The sequence below is a fragment of the Marinifilum caeruleilacunae genome (assembly GCF_013141825.1).
In the GTDB taxonomy this organism is placed as follows: domain Bacteria; phylum Bacteroidota; class Bacteroidia; order Bacteroidales; family Marinifilaceae; genus Marinifilum; species Marinifilum caeruleilacunae.
In genome coordinates this window covers 16,554-41,582 of record NZ_RZNH01000018.1, presented here as the reverse complement: position 1 = coordinate 41,582, position 25,029 = coordinate 16,554, and the positions used below count along the sequence as shown (strand labels likewise).

Sequence of the window (25,029 nt, the reverse complement as noted above, 5' to 3'; positions counted from 1 at the left end):
TCCTTTGCCATGAAAAATCTGTTTGTTCTTACTGTATTCTTGCTTTTGTCCTTTATTGGCAAAGCCGAAAAAGTGGTACTTTTTGGAAGTGCAAAAAGCTATTCGGGAAGTACAATTCGTGTCATGTATCATAGCGATTCATTTACCTATGCAAGCAATAAGATTACAGATTTTACCGTAAACGAGAATGGAGAGTTCCGTGTTGAGTTCGATGTGGACCAAACCCAACTCATTTACCTGCCACTTGAAGTGTACAAAGCTTTTTTGTATGTTGAACCTGGCCAATCTTATGAGTTAAAATTTCCTCCAAAACAGGAGTTAAGCCCGGCACAAAAGCTGAATCCATTTTTCGAAGCCGATGAATTAATGATTGGTGTTGCGAACACAAAGCCAAACGAATTAAACCGAAACATTCGCAAGCTGGATGACAAGCTCGATGCTTTTATCAATCAGAACTTTCACAAGATTTATCGCAAAAAAGAAAAATCGGCAGGAATTCAATTCGCTCAGCAGCTAAAAGAAGAGTTTTCAGGCATAAAAAATGAGTTTTTTAGCGAATATTTTCGTTATCGACTGGGATTTTTAAACTTCCTGGCTCATCCAAATTCTTTTCAGAAAATCGAAAATGAGTTTTTCAAAGATCAAAATATTCAGCTAAACAACCCGGCTTACATGAGCCTTTACAAAAAGCAGTATGGCAATTTCCTTAACGGATATTTTAAGCAGAAAGAGAGCCTGGCCTTAAGCAATGCTTTTAAATCGGAAAATACCTATGCCGATATTAAAAAGCTGATGCAAGCCTATCCGGCCTATGCAGATACTCAACTTCTGGATATGATTATTGCCACGGCTACTTTCGATTCCTATACCCGAAAATTTATTGGCAAGGAGAAATCCTTATCCATTTTTCAGGATATTCTTAACGCATCGAAGAACAAGTACAACCAGGATCTTTGCCGCAATTACATTGCAAAAATTACGCATTTGCAGCAAAACTACCCTGCTCCCGATTTTCAACTTGGCGGCGTTCAGCTGGCCGACTACAAAGGGAAATATTTGTACCTGAATTTTTGCAATACACAATCGTACCCATGCTTGCAGGATTTTAAAGAAATAGAAAAACTAAAGAAGCAATTCGGTCAACACATCGAGTTTTTAAGCATTGTATGCGATTGGGATGTGAAAAACTGGCTGGAGTTCTCAAAGAACAACAAGTACAGTTGGAAATTTGTTTCCATTGCCGACCAGCACCATTTAATTCACGAATACAAAGTGAAGGCCTTCCCAAGCTATATTCTAATCGATCCGAAAGGAAAAATTGTGAAAGCCGCAGCCCAGGGGCCAAAAGAAAATATCCATTTGGAGTTTATTAAAATTGCCAGGGATGCTGCCAGAGAATCTTATCAGAGGTAAATTTACTCTTTAATCACCTCCAATATCGAAGCATAAGTATTCGCCTTAAAGTCATGCAGCTGATCTTCTGCCAACCATTTCACTTCCTGTATATCTTCCTCGGTTTGTGGAACAAGTTTTTCGTTGCCCGAATAATTCATTCGGTACCAGTAGGTGCGTTTCAATACAAACTTATCTTTCATCCAATAAGTGTGGTAGGTTGACTTGAGTTCACTCACGATTTTTACGCCCGAAATTCCACACTCCTCTTCCACTTCGCGAATGGCTGCTTCGGGTATTTCTTCTTCTTTCTCCACTTTTCCTTTTGGTAAATCCCACTTCTCGAGTCGGTAAATGGCCAAAAGCTGGTTTTCCAAATTGTATACCTTTCCGCCGGCAGCCTCTATGTATTTAAAACATGATCGAAAGTGATCGAAAAGAACCTGAACATCTTCGGCAACAACAAAAATTTGCTCCCTGTGCTCCTCCGCATCAAACTGGTGAATTAGGCCTTCCAGCGATTCTCCTTCGGTCCATGCATAAACCATTCCCTCAAAATTTAAACTTTCGTTTTTATCGCCTAAAAAAATCAATCGATCTTTAAAAAATACTTTATACATTTGCGGTAGATTTTAATCACACATAGGAAAAACATAATGCTTTGAATTTCCGTGTATTGAATTCACTTAGTAATCCATAAATCCAGAGAAAGAATGCAAAATACTGCTAAACAAGTCGCTGAACATTTGCTACAAATTAAGGCAATTAAACTAGAACCAACAAACCCATTTACCTGGGCTTCGGGATGGAAATCTCCAATTTATTGTGACAACCGTAAAACCCTTTCTTTTCCTGAGGTGAGAACCTACATTAAGAAAGCTTTTGCCGAAGTTGTAAAGGAAAAATATCCGGAAGTAGAAGTAATTGCTGGTGTTGCAACCGGAGCAATTGCACAGGGCGCATTGGTAGCCGAGGAAATGAACAAACCAATGGTTTACATTCGTTCATCGGCGAAGGCACACGGTATGACCAACCTGATTGAAGGTGAAATTAAAGCCGGACAAAAAGTGGTTGTAATCGAAGATTTGATTTCGACAGGTGGCAGCAGTTTAAAGGCAGTACAGGCTTTAAGAGAAGCAGGTTGCGAAGTATTAGGTATGGTAGCTATTTTTACCTATGGTTTCCAAAAAGCTGTTGATAACTTCACCGAAGCAAACTGTAAGCTTGATACCTTGAGTGATTACAATGTAATGATTGATCGTGCACAGGAAATTGGTTACGTGCAGGCTGAAGATGTTGATCAATTGAAAGAATGGAGAAAAGATCCGGCAAGCTGGGGTGTTTAATCACTGGTTTACCGAATAAAAAATAATTGAAAAGAGAGTATTCACTCGTGGATACCCTCTTTTGTATTCTAAAGGAGAACGGAATAATGTCGACAACAAAAATTGTTAGTGAAGTAAAAAAGATTCCACACATGGTAGGCGATGTGTATGGCTTCTTTTCGGATTTTAGAAAAATTGCCAAAGTATTTGAATTGGCTGCCAATAACCCTCAGGTTCAGGAGCAGATCGAAGCCCAGGCCAAAAAGAAGGTAAACTTTAGCGAGCACATCGAACATTGGGAAGCTACCGAAGACAATTGCACTTTCGTGATTAAAGGATTTGGTGAAGCTGGATTGCAGTTCGTTGAAAAGGAAGAAAACAAAACACTGAAGCTTACAGGTTATGGAAGAAGTCCTTTCGAATTCTACATTTGGATTCAGTTGATTGAAAAGGATGCTTACGATACCAGAATCAGACTAACCGTTCATGCCGAATTAAATGCCATGATGAAGATGATGTTGAAAAAGAAATTGGAAAAAGGAGTTGATCAATTGGCAGATGGATTGACTCAGATCCCTTACAACATGCTTCAAAATATCGAATAGATCTCTGTAAGATATAGGCAAACCGATGTATCATGCATCGGTTTTTTTATGCCCTTATTTTTTGCTGATCTTATTGTGGATATGCTTACTAAATAACGTAAGTTCAATGTAAAATTCTATCCACAGAAAGTTATATTTACTTTAAAAATATAATGGACTATTTTAAGGAATTTTTAATGTGCAGATGTCATAAAGAGAGCTTTCCCATATTAGTTTGCCTGCTTTTGGCATAAATTCCCCCAAATCCGTTTAAAATATCCCGATATTTCTTCACAAATTCGTGAAAATTTCTACTCAAAATCAGATCAAACTGTGGTCGAATTTTACATTGAACTCACGTTAAATAAAACTCACCTCTTTAAAATTATAGATTCTCTCCTCACCCTCGGCTTCGATTCGCAACTGCCCCATTTCACTAATGCCAACAATCTTACCTGTAAAACGCCCATTCTCATCTTCGAAAGAATGTTCCTCATTTATCCAATACATGGTATCCAGGTAATCCTTTTCCAATTGATGCGAAAAACCATTTTCCAGCTGAAAGTATCTTCTCTCAATGCACGAAAGTAAGTTTTGCAACTCATCCTCCAAATCGTAAACATTACCCGTACAATTCGATAATGAGATTGGATTGGGCGCATCCGAAACAAACTTGCTTTGATTGATGTTTAAACCAATGCCACACACCGATGTACTCAAGACCGATCCCATTATGGAGTGTTCAATCAATATACCCGCAATTTTTTTGGTACCCACATAAATATCGTTGGGCCATTTTATGGCCACCCCGCTTACATACTGCCTTAAATAATCGTATACACCAAGAGAAATCACTATCGAAATTTGAAATTGTTGAGGTATGGGTAGAAATTCTGGTCGCAATATGACACTAATGGTAAGGTTTTTGCCACTTTCACTTTCCCATGAATTTGTCTGCTGTCCGCGGCCTTTTGTCTGATTTAATGTCAAAACGACAGTTCCGGCTGCAGGATTTTCGGATTTTATCAATTCCAAAGCAAAATTATTTGTGGAATTTATCTCGTTTTTGCGTACAATTAATTGGGGAGAAAATAATTTTTGATGCATGTAATTACCTGTTGGTTTATAAATTACGGAATTACTATCTTTATTAATAGTAGAATCTACAGGTACAAAAATAAAAAGAAAGATTAAATTGTTTTACTAGTGGGTAAAAGTTCAATTTTATGGACTGAAAAAATGACAAAATGTAAAATATCACCCTTTCTGTAAGCAATGTGCAAAAGGAAGTTATTGAGAATAAAAAAAAATTATCTTTGTAAGTAAAATTAAAATATGACAAAAAAGCAGGAGTATAACTCAGAAGAGCTTGTTGAGGCTATTATTGAAGGGTTGCAAGAGAAGAAGGCAGAAGATATCGTAAAAATAGACCTAAGAAATATTGACAACTCGGTATGTAAGTATTTTGTTGTCTGCAACGGAACATCGACTACTCACGTAACAGGTTTGGCCGATTCTGTTGAAGATTACGTAAGAGAAGAAGTAAACGAAAAAGTGTGGAAAAAAGAAGGATTGCAAAATGCACAATGGATCTTGTTGGATTACGCAGATGTAGTTGTTCATGTTTTCCAAAAAGAATATAGAGACTTTTATAAATTAGAAAGTTTATGGGCCGATGCTCCGGTAACCCGAATTGAGGATCCTCAGCCAAATCAATAACCTTTAACTAAAAAGAATGACAGAGAATAATAATCAAAATAAATCTCCATTTTCGAAAGGGAAAAATGGGAACAATATGATTAAGCCTCCAAAATTCAATGCTTATTGGATTTATGGTTTAATTGCTGTAGCCTTTATTGCCCTTAATTTGTTGGATTTAGGACAAAGTCCGAAAGAAACCAGTTGGCAGAAGGTGAAAAATGAAATGATTCGCAACCAGGATGTTGATCGAATTGTTGTAATCAGAAACCTTTTAGAGGTAAATGTTTACCTGAGAGAAGAGAGTTTAGACAAGTATCCTGATCTTTTCGAATCGAGTTTTGACTCCCCTTCTAAAGCGGGACCTCATTACACATTCCCAATTGGTTCTATTGAGCAGTTTGCCGAACAATTAGATAAAGCACAGGAGAGAATATCTGAATACGATAGGGTTGAACCTGAATATACAACGCATGAAAATTACTTTGGTGATTTCATTGGTTGGATTCTTCCCTTTGCACTGATTATCGGAATTTGGTTCTATGTATTCCGTAGAATGAGCCGTGGCGCCGGTGGCGGTGGCGGAGGTGGTAACATCTTTAATGTTGGTAAATCGAAGGCCAAGGTATTCGATAAGGAATCAAATATCAATGTAAATTTTAACGATGTTGCCGGTTTGGCCGAAGCTAAACAGGAAGTTGAAGAGATTGTAGAATTCCTGAAACATCCACAACGCTATACAAAATTAGGTGGTAAAATTCCGAAAGGAGCATTACTTGTAGGACCTCCGGGAACAGGTAAAACCTTGTTGGCAAAAGCTGTTGCAGGAGAAGCAAACGTGCCATTCTTCAGCATGTCGGGTTCCGATTTTGTTGAGATGTTTGTAGGTGTTGGAGCAAGCCGAGTTCGCGATTTGTTCAAGCAAGCCAAAGAGAAAGCACCTTGTATTGTATTTATCGATGAGATTGATGCAATTGGTCGTGCCCGTGGTAAGAATCCGAATATGGGATCGAACGATGAGCGTGAGAATACCTTGAACCAGCTGTTAACAGAAATGGATGGTTTCGATACCAACTCGGGTGTAATTATTCTTGCTGCAACCAACCGTGCCGATATTCTTGACCGCGCCTTAATGCGTGCAGGACGTTTCGATCGACAAATTCATGTTGAATTGCCGGATTTGAACGAACGTAGAGAAATTTTCAATGTTCACTTGAAACCATTGAAACTTGATCCGAAAATTGATCAGGAATTTTTAGCAAAACAAACTCCGGGATTCTCGGGTGCCGATATTGCCAATGTTTGTAACGAATCGGCTCTTATCGCTGCAAGAAAGAAAAAGGACATTATCGAAAAACAAGACTTCCTTGATGCCATCGACCGTATTATTGGAGGTTTAGAAAAGAAAAATAAAATCATCTCATTGGAAGAGAAAAAGACAATTGCTTTTCATGAAGCGGGTCACGCAACAATTTCTTGGTTGCTCGAACATGCCCATCCTTTGGTGAAAGTAACCATTGTACCGCGTGGTAAAGCGCTTGGTGCTGCCTGGTATCTTCCAGAAGAGAGAAGCATTACAACCAAAGAACAGATGCTGGATGAGATGTGTTCGACCCTGGGTGGTAGAGCTGCCGAAGAGATTACCTTTGGTAAGGTATCGACTGGTGCACAGAACGATCTGGAAAAGGTAACCAAACAGGCAATTGCCATGGTTTCCATCTTTGGTATGAGCGATAAGGTTGGTAATGTGAGCTATTACGATTCTTCAGGTCAGTCTGATTATTCGTTCTCAAAACCTTATAGCGAAAAAACGGCTGAATTGATCGATCAGGAAGTGAAAACTTTGATTGAGGACAGCTACGAAAGAGCGAAACAAGTACTTCGCGATAACGAGGAAGGTCACAACAAACTGGCTGAACTTCTTTTGGAGCGTGAGGTGATCTTTAGCGAAGATTTGGAAGAGATTTTCGGGAAAAGAGATTTTGGAAAATCAACTGAAGAGGAAAAGAAAATTGTTCCTCCAACAACAGAAGAAACGCCAAAAGACGACAACGAAAGTAAAGCAGTATAAACTGCAGATCTAGCATATTGAAAAGCTGAATTGCCTATGGTGATTCAGCTTTTTGTTTTTGACACACTCAAGTGATCTGCTGATAAACAGCAAAGCCTATGATGTAAAATTCACATCTGAAAAGATCTTACTAAAATAAGTCGTGAAAAAACACTACTTTTGAAAGCTGAAGCACTAAGTCAGCAGTTTGATGCCATGCATCAGAGGAACTATTAATTCATTTCACGTGGGGAACTTTTTAACAAGGGCATTATTTGGAGCCATTTTCGTAATTGTACTGGTAGCAGGAATCATTTTTCATCCCATTGCATTTTTTGCTGTATTTTTGGGCATTACCCTTCTGGCGAGTTACGAATTCTACAAACTGATTCAAAAAAACAATTGTGTTCCTCAAATTGCCACAGGATTAATTGGTGCAGGTTTGCTGTTTACTTCCTGCTTTGCATATACCTACTATAATAACGCCTCCTTATTTGCGCTATTTGTGCCACTTTTGGTACTCATTCCAATTATTGAAATGTACCGCAAGAAGGAAAATCCTTTTGGCAACATAGCCTACACTTTTATGGGTTTGCTTTATGTTGCTCTGCCCTTTTCGCTATTAAATTTCCTGGTATTCCCTTTTGGTGATAATCAGTTTCACTGGGAGATTTTAATGGGTGTGTTTGTCTTGATCTGGGCAAATGATACGGGTGCTTATTTGGTAGGAGTAAACTTTGGGAAACATCGACTTTTCGAAAGAATTTCGCCAAAAAAATCGTGGGAAGGAAGTATTGGAGGTGCTGTAATCACGCTAGTTATTGCCTACCTAATTTCCTTATATACAAAAGATTTAAACACCATTGAATGGATCGCCACCGGTGTTATTGTTGTGGTATTTGGATCGATGGGCGATTTGGTGGAATCCCTGTTAAAACGAAGCATCAACATTAAAGATTCGGGCACTATTATTCCAGGACATGGTGGTTTACTGGACCGCTTTGATGCCCTGCTTTTGGTTTCGCCAATGATATTTGTATTGCTACAAGTAATCAACCAATTCTTCCGTTAATAAACTCCCGTACCATTTTAGAAATAAAATACCTATTGGTATTAAATATTCAGCCTCATCCCTAAAATCCGAAAAGAAAAAGTTATTTTTAGTAGTTATTCATTCTAAAAAAATAATTTCTTTATGGATTTACATATTAAAGATCAACTGTTTATTGTTTGTGGAGCAACATCGGGCTTTGGTGCTGCTGTATTAAAGTACTTGGTAGAAGATAAAGCCAAAGTAATTGCCATTGCTCGTGGCAAAGAACAGCTAAACGCACTGCAAAAGCAATATCCAACATTAGTTGAAACGCTTTGTGCTGATATTACTGAACCTGCCAGCATTAAGCGCTTGCTCGATCAAATTGGGAGCAGAAAACTTGCGGGTGCATTTATTAATGCTGGTGGTCCTCCGGCCATGAAAACACTGGAAACCAAAATTGAAGATTGGGATAATGCTTATCAGCAATTGCTGAGATGGAAAGTTGAATTGACTCAAGCATTGGTTCCGCTAATGATGAAAGAATCGTATGGAAGAATGGTATTTCTGGAAAGTTCATCGGTTAAACAACCCATTGATAATTTGGTGTTGAGTACATCCTTGAGACTATCGGTGGTTGGTTTTGTAAAAACCCTGTCGCAAGAAATTGCCGATTCGGGTGTTACCCTAAATATTGTTGGACCGGGATATCATGAAACACCAGCCATTAACCGATTGCTGGATAAAAAAGCAGAACAGGAAAATATTACGGCACAGGAAGCCAAAGACAAAATCGCTTCAGGCATTCGCATGAAAAAAATGGGAAATCCCGATGATTTAGGACAGCTGGCAGTTTGGTTACTCTCTCCTGCTTCGGGATACATCTCGGGTCAGACCATTAGTGTTGATGGTGGTCAGATTTTAGGAGTACACGGATAAAATTTAGGGCGCAGCAAATAAGATTTTTAAAGCCTGAGGCATTCTCTTTGCCCAGGCTTTTTCATTATGCTGTGCAGTGGTATCTAATTGCCAAAACAAATCACGATCAAGAACATAGCCTTTCTTCTGCAATTCAACCAACATCTCATCAATTCCTGTTTGTAGTCTTTTTTCCAAACCTATTCCTCCATTATCGATATAAATTCGAATGTCTCGTTTGCAATCCTCATCGCCCCGAACTACTTTTACATAGTCGATATCCTCAATTTTAAATGCTGGTGACATGCATATGGCTTTCGAAAAAATTTCGGGATACTCCCAAAGCAGCATAAAAGAAATGGTTCCTCCGGCCGATGATCCTCCCACCGCAGTGTGCTCTCTATCACCGTAAGTTCTATAATTACTATCGATAAAAGGTTTTATTTTTTTTGTGAGCAGTTCCATATATCGATCTCCATCCAATCCCGGAACATATTCTTTCGATCGATTGGGAGTATTGTAAATTCCAACCACAATTAGCGGTTCAATTGTATTCCTGCCTATTAAATCGGTACAGCTTTCATCAATTTGCCAATCCACACCAAAAGAACTTGTTTTAGGATCGAAGCAATTTTGTCCATCCTGCATATACAAAACCGAATATTTTCTGTTTTTCTCTTTCTCGTAATTGGGAGGCAACCAAACTACAATATCTCTACTGGCTAAACCTTTCCATTCTAACTGTTTGTGATATACCACTTTTCCGGTAACTTGTCCTTCTGTATATTGAATTGTGTCCGATTTCCACTGAAGAATTGAGATTTGAATGCTAGTATCCTTTTGTACATTGAGAAGCTGATTTTCTCTTGGTTTAGCTTGATCATCCAATGCCTCTTCTGACCATGTACCCAAAGTGAATTTAAATTCCAGCTCATCGCCTTTTTCAAAAACAAATTCTTTTTCGAACCGATCTTGTCCGCTTTGATCCAACTTTACAGCTTTAGGATTCCAACTGCCTAATTTTTCATGATTTCCTGTAATGTATACACTTTTATTTTCGGGCAAATTACTCACCTCAATTTCAAACTTTACTACATGCAAATTCTTCTGTTTGCAAGAACAAACAAGCATCAGTATTATGAGCGAAACCAGGAAACTACTTTTCATTTGTTTAAGTACCATAAGCTTATTTAAAGTTCTAAAGCTAGCATACTTCACTGGAAATTGAAAATTTCATTTGCTTCCAAATAAGATAAATCCTAACTTAAAGGAACCCAAAGTGTAACCCTAAAACTCTTATACAATGAAGAATTTACTTGACAATATTCTGAGCTTCTTCAATTCAACTGAAGAGGAAGAATTTTACTACGTTAAAATGGAACGCAATGAAAAATGCTATTGCGATAGTGGAAAAAAATACAAAACATGCCACTATCCCGATCATCAAAAGAGAAGTAAACTTGCGGTTCGAAAAGTAGATGATAAAACCGGAGAACATGAAATCAAGATAATGTCAATTAAAAAGTTGAGAAAAGAACACTTCCGCGTTAAATCAAGTGTAAGCTAAACACAATATACCAATAGCAAAAGAGATCATTCAAATTGAATGATCTCTTTTTTATTTGCGTTTAACTGCCTCTACCTGCTCGAGACTAATGCTTCCATAATCGTTCCCCCAGGAGTTTAAAATGTAGTTGAAAACCAGCACCAGTTCCTTATCGGTTAAACCCGATGCGGGCATTAAGCTATTGTATTTTATACCATTTACTTTAATGGGCTTATTGCTTCCGAATTTCACCATATAGATAGACTCCTCCAGGTTCTCCCTCAAGTAATCGGAATCGGCCAGAGGAGGATAAAACTTTTCAATCCCTTTTCCCGATTTCATATGGCAGTTCATACATTTGGCCCGATACAGGCTCGCACCTTTTTCCAAATCCTCTGCCGAAAGAGTCACGGCAGTGTCGGTTTTCAATTTCTTTTTCGAATCGGAACCTCCACACGAGGATAGTGAAATGATAGCGAGAAAGACAAATATTAGGTTTATTAATTTCATGCTTTAAATTCTTGTTTAGACCCAATAAAAATAATTAACACAAGTGATAATATCAAAATAAAACTATAATCTAAATAGCTAAGTGTCGCAAAAAAAGAAAGTTAAGCATAAAAAACTACAAAATTATTTTATATATTTATATAGAACCACTTAACCGGACGAGAATAATTTGATTGTATCATTGCCCATTTTTCTCTCCTAAACCCTAAAATTGGAGGAATAACTATGAAGTTAAAACTTGCATTCTGCCTGGCCTTTCTTCTTCAATCTTTTATTTCGCTCAGCCAAGATGCCAAAGAATTATATTACGATTTCGAAGTTGGTGTAATTGAGCATCTTGACGAATACATTCCAGATGACATAATGATAACAAATGAAGCTGGAAAGCTTGTAAATCTGAAAGAACAGATTGATAAGCCAACCGCTTTAATATTTGTATACTACCGTTGTCCTGGGATTTGCAGTCCGCTTATGGATGGACTGGCCGAGGTCGTGGAAAAAAGCGATTTAAACCTATCGGAAGATTACCAGGTGCTGACCATAAGCTTCGATCCCAGCGAAACCATAGATCTGGCCATTAAAAAGAAGAACAATTACAAGTCGTTGGTGAAAGGCAAAAACACCGAAGAAGGTTGGAAATTCTTTACTGCCGATAGTATTAATATCGCGAAAGCAACGCAAAGCATGGGTTTTCGTTACAAAAAGACCGGAAACGATTACACTCATGCAGCAACTGTAATTGTTTTAAGTCCTGAGGGTAAAATTACCCGCTACTTAAATGGAACCTACTTTCTGCCATTCGAATTCAAGTTGGCGATGATAGAGGCTTCCAAAGGGCAAACCGGGCCAACCATCAATAAAATTTTGCAGTACTGTTATTCATACGATCCTGTCGGACAGGCCTATGTTTTAAACATTACAAAAATAACGGGTACAATCATACTTGCAATGGGAATTATTGTATTCCTCTTACTGGTGATTAGAAGACCTAAGAAAAAGAAAGCGTAAGCACGAAATCACACAGATCACAACTACATCAAACAGGAAGTAATGCGTGTATTTTGTGTTCAGAAATAAATTAATACCTACACATATGTCAGAAACCGTAAATCAGCACACCGAGGTGAGTTACCTTGAATACAAAGGACGATTCAAAGGTCTGTTTGCCTGGATTTTCTCGACAGACCACAAAAGAATTGGTCTGCTTTATTTGTACAGCATGTTAGTATTGTTTAGTGTAGCAGCCTTGCTCGGACTTGCCATGAAGATTGAGCTAATCGCTCCAGGCAAAACCATAATGGATGCTCAAACCTATAACAGTTTCTTCACCTTACATGGCATAACCATGATATTCCTGATTGTTGTACCAGGCTTGCCTGCGGTTTTTGGGAATTTCTTTCTGCCCATCATGATTGGTGCAAAAGATGTGGCCTTTCCAAAACTGAACCTCCTATCCTGGTGGATCTATATTATTGGGGCTTTCATTGCATTATCGGCCCAGTTTTTAGGCGACGGACCACCAGATACAGGTTGGACATTTTACGCGCCATACAGTTTTAGAACGGGAACCAACATGCTTCCAGCTGTAACAGGTGCATTTGTATTAGGATTTTCATCCATTGCAACAGGTATTAATTTTATTGTAACCGTGCACAGAATGCGTGCTCCCGGAATGACATGGATGAAAATGCCATTGTTCCCATGGGCACTTTACGGCACGTCCTGGATACAAGTACTGGCTACTCCAATTGTAGGTGTTACTTTACTAATGATTGTATTGGAAAGAACCATGCAAATCGGATTCTTCGATCCTGCATTAGGGGGCGATCCAATCCTGTATCAACATCTGTTCTGGATCTATTCTCATCCAGCAGTATACATCATGATTCTCCCTGCCATGGGTGTAATTTCTGAAATCATTCCAACATTTGCCCGAAAAACCATATTTGGATACAAAGCCATTGTAGTTTCGACCCTGGCCATTGCATTTGTTGGCTATTTTGTTTGGGGACATCACATGTTTACCTCGGGAATGAGTGGTACGGCGCTCTACACCTTCTCCATTTTAACCTTCTTTGTTGCCATACCTAGTGCCATCAAAATCTTTAACTGGGTAGCAACACTGCACAAAGCATCCATCGATATTCAAACCCCATTTTTATGGGCACTCTCTTTCCTCTTTGTCTTTATGGTAGGTGGTTTATCGGGTATGGTGCTCGGCGCATTATCAACCAATGTTCATTTACATGATACCGCCTTTGTTGTGGCTCACTTCCACTTTATTGTATTTGGTGGAACCGGATACGCATTCTTCGGTGCCATTCATTACTGGTATCCTAAAATGTTCGGAAGAATGTACGATAAATCATGGGCAAATATCGGCCTGGCTATTTTCTTTACAGGATTCAACATCCTTTACCTGCCCATGTTCTATTTGGGAATGACAGGTATGCCTCGCAGGTATTACGACTATGTTGACGAATTCCATGGTCCGAACATTGTCTCATCACTGGGTGCTTTACTGATGATATCTGGTTTAATTATCATCATCACCAACCTTGTTCGATCGGCCAAGCATGGAGAACCAGCCGAAGCTGATCCTTGGAAAGGCAAAACCCTGGAATGGACCGTTGCAAGTCCTCCAAGCCTTGAAAATTTTGAAGAAATTCCAACTGTAACCAAACACCCTTACGGATATGAATGATCATCAGGTACACATAGACGAACACAGAGACGATGAAGGTGCAAAAACCGGTATGTGGATATTCATTTTCACCGAACTACTCCTATTTGGTGGACTCTTCATTGCCTATTCGGTTTATCGATATTTAAACCCTTTGGCCTTTCATTTGGCTGCCGAAGAGCTAGACACAACCCTGGGTACAATCAATACCGTTATTCTGCTGGTAAGTAGTATGACCATTGCCATGTCGATTAGCGCTATTCAATATAAAAACAAAAAGCTAACGCTGATATTAATGGCGGTTACCATGCTCCTGGCACTTGCCTTTATGGTGAACAAGTACTTTGAATGGAGCGGCAAAATATCACATGGTATTTATCCGGGCAGTATGACATTGCAGGAGGCTAGTCGTGGCGAACTGCTGTTTTTTGGTCTGTATTATGCTATGACCGGATTACATGCTCTTCACATCCTGATAGGTATGGCCTTTATTGGTTATGTGATGCACCTTGTTGTTAAGAATGAAGTGCAGCACGATAATTTTGTCATTCTCGAGAACAGTGGATTATACTGGCATCTTGTCGATTTAATCTGGATTTTCCTTTTCCCATTATTTTATCTCATTACCTAAATAAAACACTATGGAAAAAGACCAACATACACACATCGTAAAATACAAAACATATGTATATGTCCTGATCGCATTGCTGTTTATGACATTTGTTTCGGTAATAGTTACTGAGATCGATTTGGGCCCATATACAGTTACCATGGCATTGCTATTGGCAAGTATCAAATCGCTTTTGGTATTGCTGATATTCATGCACTTAAAATTCGACAAGAAATTTTATGGTATCATGGTGGCAAGCGTGTTCTTGCTACTGGCCTGCGTTATAGTTATTACATTCATGGACTACTTATACCGATAGCTTATGTTTTCGAAAGGATTAGCCGATGCTTCAAATTTTGTAAAAGGTGTTGACACCTCTTTTGTGGTGATTTTAGGAATTATCATGTTCTTCCTTGTTGCCATCACAGTTGTTATGATCTATTTTGTGTTTCGATATCGCAAATCGAAACACCCAAAAGCAGAACAAATCCACGGAAGTGTTAGCCTCGAAATATTGTGGACTGTAATACCTACAGCCCTTGTAATGGTAATGTTCTACTATGGATGGATGGGCTACAAACCCATGAAAGAAGCTCCTGATGATGCATTTGAAATCAAAACAATTGGTAGAATGTGGAACTGGCAGTTCGAGTACGAAAACGGTAAAACTACCGATACATTATACGTACCAATCGATAGAGCCATTAAGCTTGACCTGGTGGCTTTGGATGTTTTGCATAGTGTTTACATTCCTGCTTTTCGACTGAAACAGGATGTGGTTCCCGGACAGGAACACATGATGTGGTTTATCCCAGGAAGAGAGGGAGAATTCGACCTGTTCTGTACCGAGTATTGCGGGTTGAGGCATTCCTACATGCAAACATCCGTGATTGTAATGCCGCAGGAAAAATTTGATTCCTGGTATATTGATACAACCCAGACCGTTCAACTGATATCGGACAAACCAGGTGCTTTGGGCCTAGCAATCGTAAAGAAGAATGGTTGTTTGGCTTGCCACTCCATTGATGGATCGAAACTGGTAGGTCCTACATGGAAAGGCCTTTTCGGATCGAAAGAACTGGTAAAAACAGGAAAAGAAAAAAGAGAAGTTGTTGTTGACAGTGCATATGTATTGAATTCAATTTACAATCCTAACGATGATATTGTAGATGGATATCAGAAGGGATTAATGCTCTCCTATAAAAACGAACTTACCGAGGAAGACATTGGAGAAATTATTGAATTCATGAAAACTTTAAGTGAGGATCAGGAATAGATGAATATACAAGATAAAATATCAGTTTTATTAGAATTAGGGAAAGTGAAAATTGCTGTCCCAATCGCCATATCGTGTTTTACTGGATTTATATTGCATACGCCCGAAATTTCCTGGCAAATGTTCCATGTAGTATTTGGTATATTTTTGATTGTAATGGGCGCTTCGGCTTTGAATCATGTACAGGAATACAAAAAAGATGCTTTGATGAACCGGACTAAGTTCAGGCCTATTCCATCGGGAAAAATTAGTATTTCCGAAGCAGTGAGGTGGAGTGCCTTATTTCTGCTAGCCGGTTGTGGATTCCTGGCCTGGGGTGGAAACATTAGCAGCTTATGGATTGCGATTCTCTCCATTTTCTGGTACAACCTGGTATATACTCCTTTAAAGCAGTTTACAGCTTTTGCTGTGGTTCCGGGTGCATTAAGCGGTGCATTCCCTCCCTGGATTGGTTGGGTGGCTGCAGGAGGCGATATATTGGCTCCTCCAATACTGGCCCTTTCCTTTTTCTTTTTTATTGGTCAGATTCCCCATTTCTGGCTCTTACTCATGTTGTACGGAGAAGATTACAAGCAGGCTGGATTCAAAGTCTTGACCGATGTATTTACACGCAGTCAGATTCGAAAAATAACTTTGATTTGGATGCTGGCAACCATCGTAGTAGCCTTGCTGCTACCAACTTTTAGAGTAATATCATCCGAAATATTAATTTGGGCCTTGTTAATTTTTTCCATATGGATCATTCCCAACAGTTTTATCCTGCTTAAAAAGGATGAACGAATGAACATTCGAAAGCTGTTCCTAAGGCTAAACCTGTACTTTTTATTGGTGATGATCATGATCAGTATCGACCGATTATACTTTTAGAATCTGTTACCAAAATGTTATTAGTGATTATTTACTAGACATTTAAAACGATACTAGCTAAATTTATAAATCAACTAAACCAAAAATAAGATGAAAAAAATATTAATTCTGATATTGGCTGTTGGATTATTTGCAGCCTGTCAATCGAGCACGAAAAAATCAGGAGAGTCTGAAAAAGCAACATCATCGCAGGTGGTAGATTACCAGGAAATGGAATTTAATGTTACTGGCATGACTTGTACAGGCTGCGAAAACACGGTGGTGAATGGTTTAAAACAGATTAAAGGTGTAAAAGAAGTAAAGGCTTCTCATAAAAATAATCGTGTTACCATTATGGTGGAAAAAGACAAGGTAAATCGTGAGGAGATTGCGCAAAAAATTGAAACAGTAGGCTATACTGTAAATGAATGATACAGGATGTAATCCCATATAAAAAAGAGACATCTCACCAGAAATGTCTCTTTTTTTTATGCCATTAGGCTTCTACTGCCCTATTTTTTTTCCTTGTAATTCCACTTTGATGTACTCAATGATCTTCCATCTGTCGTCTGGTTTTATTTGGGCTCCATGGGCACCCATAACACCGTATCCGGCAGTAATTACATGGAAAAACTCACCTCTTGGTGTCGTTTTCAAGATATCAGTAACCAAACTTTTGGGCTCATAAGGATATTTCCCACTTGTGTATAAAAACCCTTGTCCATCGCCCTTTTCTCCATGACAATTGATGCAAAAGATGGCAAACAACTCTTTTCCCCTCTCTACATCTTTCATGCTCATTTCAGTCATGTTCACGATATTTTGTCCTGCCCAAGTCCTGTTTTCCGGTGTTTTCTCAAAATCATAAGGAATCATCTCCCGTGGGATGGTCCCTTCTACAGGCAATCTAAGCGTTTTTCCATCAGCAAAGTTCGGATTGGAAGAATAAGTTTCATAAGCCCTTGAATCCTGCATATCCGGAAAATACGAATAGCCAGGATGATTGTTATCCTTATCGCATGAAGTCATTACTCCTATCAGCAAGAGTGCCAAAATCGATATGTATCTGTTTGTTCTCATATTCAATCTTTTTAGGTGATGAATCAGGTTTCGTAATGGAAACTTTCTTCGAGTAAAGGATCGTTTTTCACCAACAATGGTGTTTTGGTAAGCGAGCTAAATACCACATACAGGAATCCTCCCAGGTACAGTGCTATAAAACCAATTTCTATTAAACCAATTTGTGCTGTTTTTCCAATGGTTCCCGGAATTACCAGCATATAAACATTCAGCCAGTGACCAATGAGTACGATGATGGCCACAAAACTTAACCATTTTAAATTTCGTTTCGAATCCCTTGTCATAAGAGCAAGAAATGGGAACAGGAAATTGATTACAAGAACCGTAAAAAACAGTACCGTATGATCGTTTAGGCGTGGGGCAAAATATGCTGTTTCCTCAGGGATATGGCTGTACCAAATCAATAGGTATTGCGAGAACCATAAATACATCCAGAAAATACTGAAAGCAAATAGGTATTTGCCCATATCATGAATGTGTTCTTTGTTGATGTATTCGAGATAGCCCTGTGATTTCAGGAAAGCAATGATTAAAATAATTGTTGCGATGCCACAAACAAACATTCCAATAAAAATAAACCAGCCAAACAAGGTGCTAAACCAATGGGCATCTATTGACATGATCCAATCCCAACTCATGGTTGAACTGGAAATTGCAAAAAATACCATGAATAATGCAGCCAGAATTTTTCCCCGGTTGTGGTACTTCAAATCCGGATTGGCATCCTGGTTGAGTGTGTTCTTTTTCAGCAAATAAGTCAGGCCAATCCACCCTATGAAATACACCGCCATGCGAGCAAAAAAGAATGGCACATTTAGGTAAGCTGCCTTACCTTCCAGTATAGGATCATTCAGTCCTTCGTGCGACCAATGATACAAATCGTGCATTCCAAAATAAATCAGGAACATTAAAGCTGCCCCAATTGGCAAAAAATTAGTTAATGCCTCTGGAATGCGTTTTAAGGCTGTATACCATCCTGCGTAAGAAATCTTATGAAGCGCCAGGAAAACACCTCCAAATAAGGCAATAAATAAGAAATAAAGGTTATTGATCAGCACATTGGCCCACAATTCCTGCCTGTTTGGCGATTCGATAAAATAGCCCAAAATCAGCAAGAGAATTCCAAAGCCCGCTATGGATAAAATTCCATATTGTGTTTTTCGTTTTAAAGTATATTTATGATCCATCTCTGTGTGATTTTGAAGTTTATTTATCAATCTCTTTCACTTTAATTTCCTGCGCCTCTTCCTTTAAAAGGATCTCTTTTACCAATTCATCCTGATTTCCTGCCTCATCCAAATCAACAATGATCATGAAGCGGTCATCGGTAATTCTTTCATCGTGAATTGGGTTATTGGCTCCAGGTCCTAATTTCGAACGAATCAGGAAAGCGAATACCATTCCGAAGGCTGCAAACAATACTGTTAGCTCAAAGGTGATGGGAATAAAAGAAGGAATTGCAAAATGTGGTTTCCCGCCAATAAATAAAGGATAATCAATGGTAAATACCCAGGTCTGAAAACCGAAGGCAAGAATACAACCAATGGCTCCTGCAATAAAACCAACCGTAGGAATCCTCGATCGTTTAAATCCCAGAATTGGATCCAAACCGTGAATTGGGAAAGGAGTCAGAACATCCTGAATGGAAAATTGCTTGTCTCGTAAATCTTTTGTTGCTCTTAAAAGATTCTCCTCATCCTCGAAATATGCCGAAATATATCTCCTCATGTCTCTAGTGTTTTTCAGATTTATCCTTTTTTTGATCGCCCGAACTCTTTAGTACACTCTTTACTTCGGCAATGGCAATTACCGGGAATACTCGAATAAACAGAAGAAAACAGGTAAAGAACAAGCCAAGTGTTCCTATAAAAATTCCAACTTCTACCATTGTTGGTTCATACATCGACCAGCTAGATGGTAAATAATCGCGGTGAAGAGAGGTTACGATAATTACAAATCGTTCGAACCACATTCCAATATTAATGAATATGGACAGGATGAAAGTAAATACCAGGTTTCGACGTAATTTCTTGAACCAAAGCAACTGAGGTGAAATTACATTACAGGTCATCATGATCCAGTAAGCCCACCAATATGGACCTGTGGCACGATTCAAAAATGCATATTGTTCGTATTCTACGCCCGAATACCAGGCAATAAACAGCTCGGTAATGTAGGCAATACCAACTATGGAACCTGTGGCTATAATAATTTTATTCATCGATTCGATATGACCGATGGTGATATAGTTCTCAAGATGTAATACTTTCCTGGTAATGATGAGCAAGGTAAGTACCATGGCAAAACCAGAGAAAATGGCCCCCGCAACAAAATAGGGCGGGAAAATGGTGGTATGCCAACCAGGAATCACGGAAGTGGCAAAGTCGGTACTTACAATACTGTGAACCGATAGTACAAGGGGAGCTGCCAGTCCGGCCAAAATCAAACTGATGGATTCATGGCGCTGCCAGTGTTTTGCCGATCCGGTCCATCCAAAGCTTAACAATCCGTAAATCCACTTCTTAAATTTGGATTTCATTCGATCTCTTATGGTTCCAATATCAGGAATTAAACCAACATACCAGAACAATAGAGACACCGTGAAATAGGTACTAATGGCAAAAACATCCCATAACAATGGGGAGTTAAAGTTAACCCAAAGTTCACGCGTATTTGGGTATGGGAAAACGAAAAATCCCAGCAATGGTCGGCCCATATGAATTAAAGGGAACAAACCTGCACACAATACAGCGAACAAGGTCATTGCCTCGGCCGAACGGTTGATACTGGTTCTCCATTTTTGGCGAAACAGCAAAAGGATGGCAGAAATAAAGGTTCCGGCATGCCCGATACCAACCCACCACACAAAGTTGGTGATTCCCCATCCCCAACCAATGGTTTTGTTTAATCCCCAGGTTCCGATTCCTTCCCAAATGGTATATCCCATCATGGCCAGTCCGAGCAGCAAAGCAGAAACCGTTAAGGTGATCCCTGCATACCAGGCTTTACCAGGCTTGCCTTCGATAGGAGCGGATATTTCATCCGTGATTTTCTTGTAGGTCTTCTTCCCCGTTACAAGGGGTTCTCTAATAGGCGACACATACATAAGCGTGGATTTATGAGTGGTTCATTTTTTTATTTCTAATCTTCGTCAGGTAACTTACCGATGGTAAGGTGTGAATCTCTTCAAGCAGGTGGTAATTTCGCTTGCTCGAAGTCTCTTTTACCAACTTGCTTTCCTTGTCGTTTAAATCTCCGAAAATGATGGCTCCCGATGGACAAGCTTGCTCACAAGCTGTTTTGATTTCGCCATCCTTCACTTTTCGGCCTTCAATTTTGGCATTTAGTTTCCCTTCCTGAATTCTTTGAACACATAGGGAACATTTCTCAATCACACCTTTGGCTCGAACAGTTACATCAGGATTTAACACCATACGTTTCAGATCGATGGTCATTTCTGCCACATCGTGCAGGTTGTTTGGTATGGAATCGGCTTTGGTGTAATCGAACCAATTGAAACGACGCACTTTATACGGACAGTTGTTTCCACAATACCTGGTTCCGATACATCGATTGTATGCCATCTGGTTTAAACCTTCGCTACTGTGGTTGGTTGCAGCTACCGGGCAAACATTTTCGCATGGTGCATTATCGCAATGCTGACACATCACAGGTTGGAATGATACATCCGGATTGATTTCATCACCCGAGAAATACCTGTCGATTCGGATCCACGACATTTCGTGTGCGCGAATCACCTCTTTCTTTCCAACTACCGGTACATTATTTTCCGACTGACAGGCAATAGAACAAGCCCCGCAGCCCACACAGGAATTCAGATCGACCACCAATCCCCAGTGATGATTTGGGAACTTTGGCTTTTCGTATATGTTAGCATTCTCGTAAGCATGATGCGACTCATTCCCTGCCGATGGATTCTTTTTGTACTCTTCCAGTCCGGCTTCTCGAACAATGGCTCTTCCCTCCATCGAATGATGGGTTTGTGTCATCGCCAAATCGTATTTTTCACCCGTTTTTGACAGTTTTACATCGCCCAAAAAGTCGTCATTAGATGCTAGCAAGGCATTTACGTTTACCCCAACATTTTTACCAACAACACCGCAAAGCTGGCGTCCGTAACCCTTAGCTATCGAAACTGTATTGTAGGCCTGACCAGGAAGAATATAAACCGGAAGTTTCAGTTTTGAATTCAAGTCGACCACATCACCGGTTTCCAGCATCATCTCTTCTGCTTGCTTCGGCGAAACACATAAATAATTGTCCCAGCATATTTTCGTTACCGGATCTGGCATCTCCTGCAACCATGGATTATTGGCCATTCTTCCATCGCCAATGGCTATGCTTTCATACAATTGTAATTCAACACCTTTGCTATCGTTTGGTTTTGAAAATTGATTTACCACATTGCTAATTCCGGCAAAATTAAATCTTGTGTCGAATACTGATTTTATGCTCGGTTCAAATACACCTTGCTGCAGTGTATGCTTCCAAAATGTGGTAAAGTTTGGATATGCAGTCTGCATTGGGTACATGTTTTTCTCCCAATGATTCTTTATGAAAGTAAGATAGTTGACATCTTCTCCCATCCAGCTCAAAAGACTCGACTGGAATTGCCTTGTATCAAAAAGTGGACGAATACCCGGTTGCATCAGACTGTAACGATTGGTTTTGGGTTCAAAATCGTTCCAACTTTCCAGGAAATGATTATCAGGAGCCACAAAACTCATCAATGCAGTGGTCTCGTTTGGCACCTCATCCATAGCAACACTAAAGGCAACTTTTTTCACGGCATCCGCAAATTCTTTTCCTTTCGGATAATCAAAAACCGGGTTCACGCCATAGCTAATGATTCCTTTCAACTTACCGGATTTCATATCTGCCAGCACTTGATCCATTTCAGAAGCAATGGCTTTGGAAGTATGCAATTGTTTGTCTACTCTTAAAGTAGATCCATAATTCTCCAATTCGAAATTGATAGCGTTTACAACAACCTGTACATAGGCATCATTCGATCCTGAAATCACCAATGATTTGCCTTTATGCGCCCACAAATCTTTGGCAATTTCCTGAATATCTGTATTGCTAGCAGGAAGTGAATAAGTCTCCTTTCCTGCCAGTTTTAAAATTTCATTGTAAAGCTGTGCAATCAGAAACTTCTGCTCCGATGGCTTTACAGGAATTCTTTTATCGGCATTACTTCCCGTAAGCGATAATCTCGATTCTACCTGCGTATGATGCGACATGCTAGTATTGCCATCGCTCAGTTTTCTCTTTTTGGTATATTGCCTGATATGTTCGACAGGCATCAACCAAGTGCCCAGAAAATCGGCATCGAAACTTACGATCTTATCGGCATAGTCGAATCGATAATCGGCAATACCCGCTTTGCCAAAACACATTTGGTTGGCTTCAATAAGTGCTGTAGCCGATTGGCTATCGTACTGCACCCATTTTACATTTGGATATTGGACAATAAATTTTTGAATAATTCTTTCGGTACTCGGACTGTAAATACTGGAAGTAAGTAAAACCACTGGCTCATTAGCATTTTTAAGACGCGTTAATTCCTCTTTAATGGTCTTGTCCAATTCTTCCCAGCTTAGCTTCTGATTTCCTTTCTTAGCGTGCTTATATCGACTTGTATCGTACAAATCCAAAACAGATGCCTGTACTCTCGAGCTGGTTCCACCATTGGTTACGCTCGATAAATCGTTGCCTTCAATTTTAATTGGTCTTCCCTCACGGGTTTTGATCAGGACACTGCAATAGTCGCTCCCCTTTGCAAAACTCGATGCATAGTAGTTTGCTTTGCCCGGAGTTATCTCTTCGGGTTTGATAAGGTAGGGAATGGCTTTCTGTACAGAGTTCTCGCAACTGGCAACAACAGTACTAATGGCAAGACTGAAACCACAGAGCTTCAAAAAATCCCGTCGGTTGCTTTTGGAATCATTTTCATTCTTGTCGAAAATATCTAAGATCTGTTCCAGGTTCCCTTTAGGCATAGGTTGATCAGGAACAGAGTTCTCTCCATTTTTAAGTTCGGTAAGGCTTTTCCAATATTTCTTCATAGGTAAACGATTATCAAGTGATATTAATTAGATGGTTGAGTTCTACCCGAAGTCTAGTAATGACAACGAGCACACTCCCTTCCTCCGACATCCGTTACTCTCACACTATCTATTGCACCCGAAGTAAGTTTCTCGTGTAGCTTTTTAAATGATTCAGAATAATATCCGTTTTCGCGAAAATCTACTGCTGTTTTATCATGACAATCCAAACACCAGCCCATCGAAAGATCTTCGACCTGTTTCACCACATGCATTTCTTCTACCAAACCATGACATTCCTGGCAATCTCTTTTTCCAACATTGGCATGTTGCGCATGGCTAAAGAAAACATGATCTGGAAGCTTGTGAATACGAATCCACTCCACCGGGGTGTTGTTATCGATGGACGCATGAATTTTATTGATTTCGAATTTGCCCGAGTTCGTTCCCTCTCGCACAATCACATGACAGTTCAGACATAGGTTTACATGAGGAATTCCTGCCGATTTGCTGTCATCCACGGTAGTGTGACAATATCTACAATCAATTTTGTTATCGGTGGCATGTATTTTATGCGAGAACTTGATAGGCTGTATTGGCGCATAATTCTGCTTGCGGCCCAAAGCCATTGCACCTTCGGCCAGCATCTGAATTTGATAGCCAAATGCAAAGACAAATATTAGCACCGGAATAATTTTATACTTGATTTTCTTGGTGAAGACCAGATCTACCAAAGCCAGGGTGATTAATGCACCCAAAAAGAAAAAGACAATCAGGTTGTTCACCTTTGGTTTTGTTTCGTAGAGTACAGAACTGTTCAATTCCTGAAGGTAGGTTTTGATGTATCCCAACTCTTCATCCGAAAAGGCATAGTTCTGATGCGACTCTTCCATTTTTTTGCCCAATGGTGACATTAAAACCGAACGAAATTCGGCAATGGATTTATTGGCAAATGTTCCAGCAATGTCCTGGGCAGAAGGATTCCAGTTTAAGGTGTCGATATAATCGATATTGTGGCATGAAACACAAGACTGCCACTCCACGGGAGTCCTGGTTAATCCTTTAAACAATCTTTCTCCTCGTTTTTTACTGTTTAAAAAGTAATCGAAATGACCAGAATGATCATCTTTTGCTGTAGAATCTGCCTCAATAGCAAGAATTTGAAATGGGGCAAGCAGCAAAATAAATATGAACAAGGCACATGTTAATCTGTAGGGTTTACTCATAGGTCAGGCATTTAATACAGATAAGGTTATATAATAGCAATTCGCAATCGTGCAATGTCAAAAATGATTGTTTCTACTCTTCTCTCTCCCTACAATTCATCAGCATTTCAAGAAACAATCGAAGCGAATCTTTTCTTCTAAATGACTCGCTCTCTATCAAATATAACAATTTAAACTATTAAAT

Annotated in this window: 25 protein-coding genes; 15 read left to right on the top strand and 10 right to left on the bottom strand. The window is 39.4% G+C overall.

Annotation, left to right across the window (positions count from 1 at the left end; translation table 11 throughout):
• Positions 1 to 9: 9 nt before the first annotated feature.
• Entirely contained in the window at positions 10 to 1,413 is a 1,404-nt protein-coding gene (locus ELS83_RS11665) for a peroxiredoxin family protein (RefSeq protein WP_171595750.1), read from the top strand.
• Between the two features lie 2 nt (positions 1,414 to 1,415).
• Here the strand turns inward: ELS83_RS11665 and ELS83_RS11660 are convergent, their stop codons facing one another.
• Entirely contained in the window at positions 1,416 to 2,012 is a 597-nt protein-coding gene (locus tag ELS83_RS11660) for an NUDIX hydrolase (RefSeq protein ID WP_171595749.1), read from the bottom strand.
• A 93-nt stretch (positions 2,013 to 2,105) separates the two neighbouring features.
• Here ELS83_RS11660 and pyrE point away from each other — a divergent pair, with 93 nt between their 5' ends.
• Positions 2,106 to 2,738, top strand: coding sequence for an orotate phosphoribosyltransferase (pyrE, locus tag ELS83_RS11655; protein WP_171595748.1), 633 nt, complete (start codon positions 2,106 to 2,108; stop codon positions 2,736 to 2,738).
• 86 nt (positions 2,739 to 2,824) lie between these two features.
• The gene (locus ELS83_RS11650) at positions 2,825 to 3,322 is read left to right on the top strand and encodes a hypothetical protein (RefSeq protein ID WP_171595747.1); all 498 of its coding nucleotides are present in this window, start codon (positions 2,825 to 2,827) and stop codon (positions 3,320 to 3,322) included.
• Between the two features lie 339 nt (positions 3,323 to 3,661).
• Here ELS83_RS11650 and ELS83_RS11645 read toward each other — a convergent pair whose 3' ends face one another.
• Positions 3,662 to 4,408, bottom strand: coding sequence for a biotin--[acetyl-CoA-carboxylase] ligase (locus ELS83_RS11645; RefSeq protein ID WP_171595746.1), 747 nt, complete (start codon positions 4,406 to 4,408; stop codon positions 3,662 to 3,664).
• Positions 4,409 to 4,636: 228 nt separating this feature from the next.
• On the opposite strand from ELS83_RS11645, the gene rsfS reads away from it, so the two are divergent.
• The 4 genes from rsfS to ELS83_RS11625 all read left to right on the top strand — a co-directional run bounded on the left by rsfS (position 4,637) and on the right by ELS83_RS11625 (position 9,021).
• Positions 4,637 to 5,020 carry a ribosome silencing factor gene (gene rsfS, locus ELS83_RS11640; RefSeq protein WP_171595745.1) on the top strand — a complete coding sequence of 128 codons (384 nt, stop codon included), beginning with the start codon at positions 4,637 to 4,639 and terminating at the stop codon, positions 5,018 to 5,020.
• Positions 5,021 to 5,036: 16 nt separating this feature from the next.
• Positions 5,037 to 7,070 carry an ATP-dependent zinc metalloprotease FtsH gene (gene ftsH, locus ELS83_RS11635; RefSeq protein WP_171595744.1) on the top strand — a complete coding sequence of 678 codons (2,034 nt, stop codon included), beginning with the start codon at positions 5,037 to 5,039 and terminating at the stop codon, positions 7,068 to 7,070.
• 226 nt (positions 7,071 to 7,296) lie between these two features.
• Positions 7,297 to 8,121 (top strand): phosphatidate cytidylyltransferase, encoded by an 825-nt coding sequence (locus ELS83_RS11630; protein ID WP_171595743.1) that lies wholly within the window; start codon positions 7,297 to 7,299, stop codon positions 8,119 to 8,121.
• Between the two features lie 123 nt (positions 8,122 to 8,244).
• Entirely contained in the window at positions 8,245 to 9,021 is a 777-nt protein-coding gene (locus tag ELS83_RS11625) for an SDR family oxidoreductase (protein WP_171595742.1), read from the top strand.
• Between the two features lie 3 nt (positions 9,022 to 9,024).
• On the opposite strand, the gene ELS83_RS11620 is transcribed toward ELS83_RS11625, so the two are convergent.
• The gene (locus tag ELS83_RS11620; RefSeq protein WP_171595741.1) at positions 9,025 to 10,182 is read right to left on the bottom strand and encodes an alpha/beta hydrolase-fold protein; all 1,158 of its coding nucleotides are present in this window, start codon (positions 10,180 to 10,182) and stop codon (positions 9,025 to 9,027) included.
• Between the two features lie 121 nt (positions 10,183 to 10,303).
• Between ELS83_RS11620 and ELS83_RS11615 the strand changes: the two genes are divergently transcribed.
• A complete protein-coding gene (locus tag ELS83_RS11615; RefSeq protein WP_171595740.1) occupies positions 10,304 to 10,567 on the top strand; it encodes an SEC-C metal-binding domain-containing protein in 264 nt (87 codons plus the stop codon).
• Between the two features lie 51 nt (positions 10,568 to 10,618).
• Here the strand turns inward: ELS83_RS11615 and ELS83_RS11610 are convergent, their stop codons facing one another.
• Complete coding sequence (locus ELS83_RS11610) at positions 10,619 to 11,056, bottom strand: c-type cytochrome (protein ID WP_171595739.1); 438 nt, start codon at positions 11,054 to 11,056, stop codon at positions 10,619 to 10,621.
• A gap of 225 nt (positions 11,057 to 11,281) precedes the next feature.
• Between ELS83_RS11610 and ELS83_RS11605 the strand changes: the two genes are divergently transcribed.
• The 7 genes from ELS83_RS11605 (at position 11,282) to ELS83_RS11575 (ending at position 16,903) form a co-directional block, all read left to right on the top strand.
• Positions 11,282 to 12,064, top strand: a complete 783-nt coding sequence (locus tag ELS83_RS11605; RefSeq protein ID WP_171595738.1) for an SCO family protein — start codon at positions 11,282 to 11,284, stop codon at positions 12,062 to 12,064.
• 85 nt (positions 12,065 to 12,149) lie between these two features.
• Positions 12,150 to 13,760, top strand: a complete 1,611-nt coding sequence (locus ELS83_RS11600) for a cytochrome c oxidase subunit I (protein ID WP_171595737.1) — start codon at positions 12,150 to 12,152, stop codon at positions 13,758 to 13,760.
• Complete coding sequence (locus tag ELS83_RS11595; protein WP_171595736.1) at positions 13,753 to 14,370, top strand: cytochrome c oxidase subunit 3 family protein; 618 nt, start codon at positions 13,753 to 13,755, stop codon at positions 14,368 to 14,370. Before ELS83_RS11600 ends, ELS83_RS11595 begins: the two co-directional genes overlap by 8 nt.
• A gap of 10 nt (positions 14,371 to 14,380) precedes the next feature.
• A complete protein-coding gene (locus tag ELS83_RS11590; protein ID WP_171595735.1) occupies positions 14,381 to 14,668 on the top strand; it encodes a cytochrome C oxidase subunit IV family protein in 288 nt (95 codons plus the stop codon).
• A gap of 3 nt (positions 14,669 to 14,671) precedes the next feature.
• Positions 14,672 to 15,625, top strand: coding sequence for a cytochrome c oxidase subunit II (coxB, locus tag ELS83_RS11585; protein WP_171595734.1), 954 nt, complete (start codon positions 14,672 to 14,674; stop codon positions 15,623 to 15,625).
• Positions 15,626 to 16,492: a protoheme IX farnesyltransferase gene (locus tag ELS83_RS11580; protein WP_171595733.1), complete on the top strand. Its 867-nt coding sequence runs from the start codon at positions 15,626 to 15,628 to the stop codon at positions 16,490 to 16,492.
• A 90-nt stretch (positions 16,493 to 16,582) separates the two neighbouring features.
• Entirely contained in the window at positions 16,583 to 16,903 is a 321-nt protein-coding gene (locus ELS83_RS11575; protein WP_171595732.1) for a cation transporter, read from the top strand.
• Between the two features lie 72 nt (positions 16,904 to 16,975).
• Here ELS83_RS11575 and ELS83_RS11570 read toward each other — a convergent pair whose 3' ends face one another.
• From ELS83_RS11570 to ELS83_RS11545, 6 genes are read right to left on the bottom strand one after another with little or no spacing between them, the layout of a single operon-like run.
• On the bottom strand, positions 16,976 to 17,551 hold the full coding sequence (locus ELS83_RS11570) for a c-type cytochrome (protein WP_171595731.1): 576 nt from the start codon (positions 17,549 to 17,551) through the stop codon (positions 16,976 to 16,978).
• Positions 17,552 to 17,574: 23 nt separating this feature from the next.
• Positions 17,575 to 18,738, bottom strand: a complete 1,164-nt coding sequence (locus ELS83_RS11565) for a quinol:cytochrome C oxidoreductase (protein ID WP_171595730.1) — start codon at positions 18,736 to 18,738, stop codon at positions 17,575 to 17,577.
• Positions 18,739 to 18,757: 19 nt separating this feature from the next.
• On the bottom strand, positions 18,758 to 19,279 hold the full coding sequence (locus ELS83_RS11560; RefSeq protein ID WP_171595729.1) for a DUF3341 domain-containing protein: 522 nt from the start codon (positions 19,277 to 19,279) through the stop codon (positions 18,758 to 18,760).
• 4 nt (positions 19,280 to 19,283) lie between these two features.
• On the bottom strand, positions 19,284 to 20,657 hold the full coding sequence (gene nrfD / locus ELS83_RS11555; protein ID WP_171595728.1) for an NrfD/PsrC family molybdoenzyme membrane anchor subunit: 1,374 nt from the start codon (positions 20,655 to 20,657) through the stop codon (positions 19,284 to 19,286).
• Between the two features lie 10 nt (positions 20,658 to 20,667).
• Positions 20,668 to 23,640, bottom strand: coding sequence for a Fe-S-cluster-containing hydrogenase (locus ELS83_RS11550; RefSeq protein ID WP_171595727.1), 2,973 nt, complete (start codon positions 23,638 to 23,640; stop codon positions 20,668 to 20,670).
• Between the two features lie 53 nt (positions 23,641 to 23,693).
• Entirely contained in the window at positions 23,694 to 24,845 is a 1,152-nt protein-coding gene (locus tag ELS83_RS11545) for a cytochrome c3 family protein (RefSeq protein WP_171595726.1), read from the bottom strand.
• Positions 24,846 to 25,029: the final 184 nt, after the last annotated feature.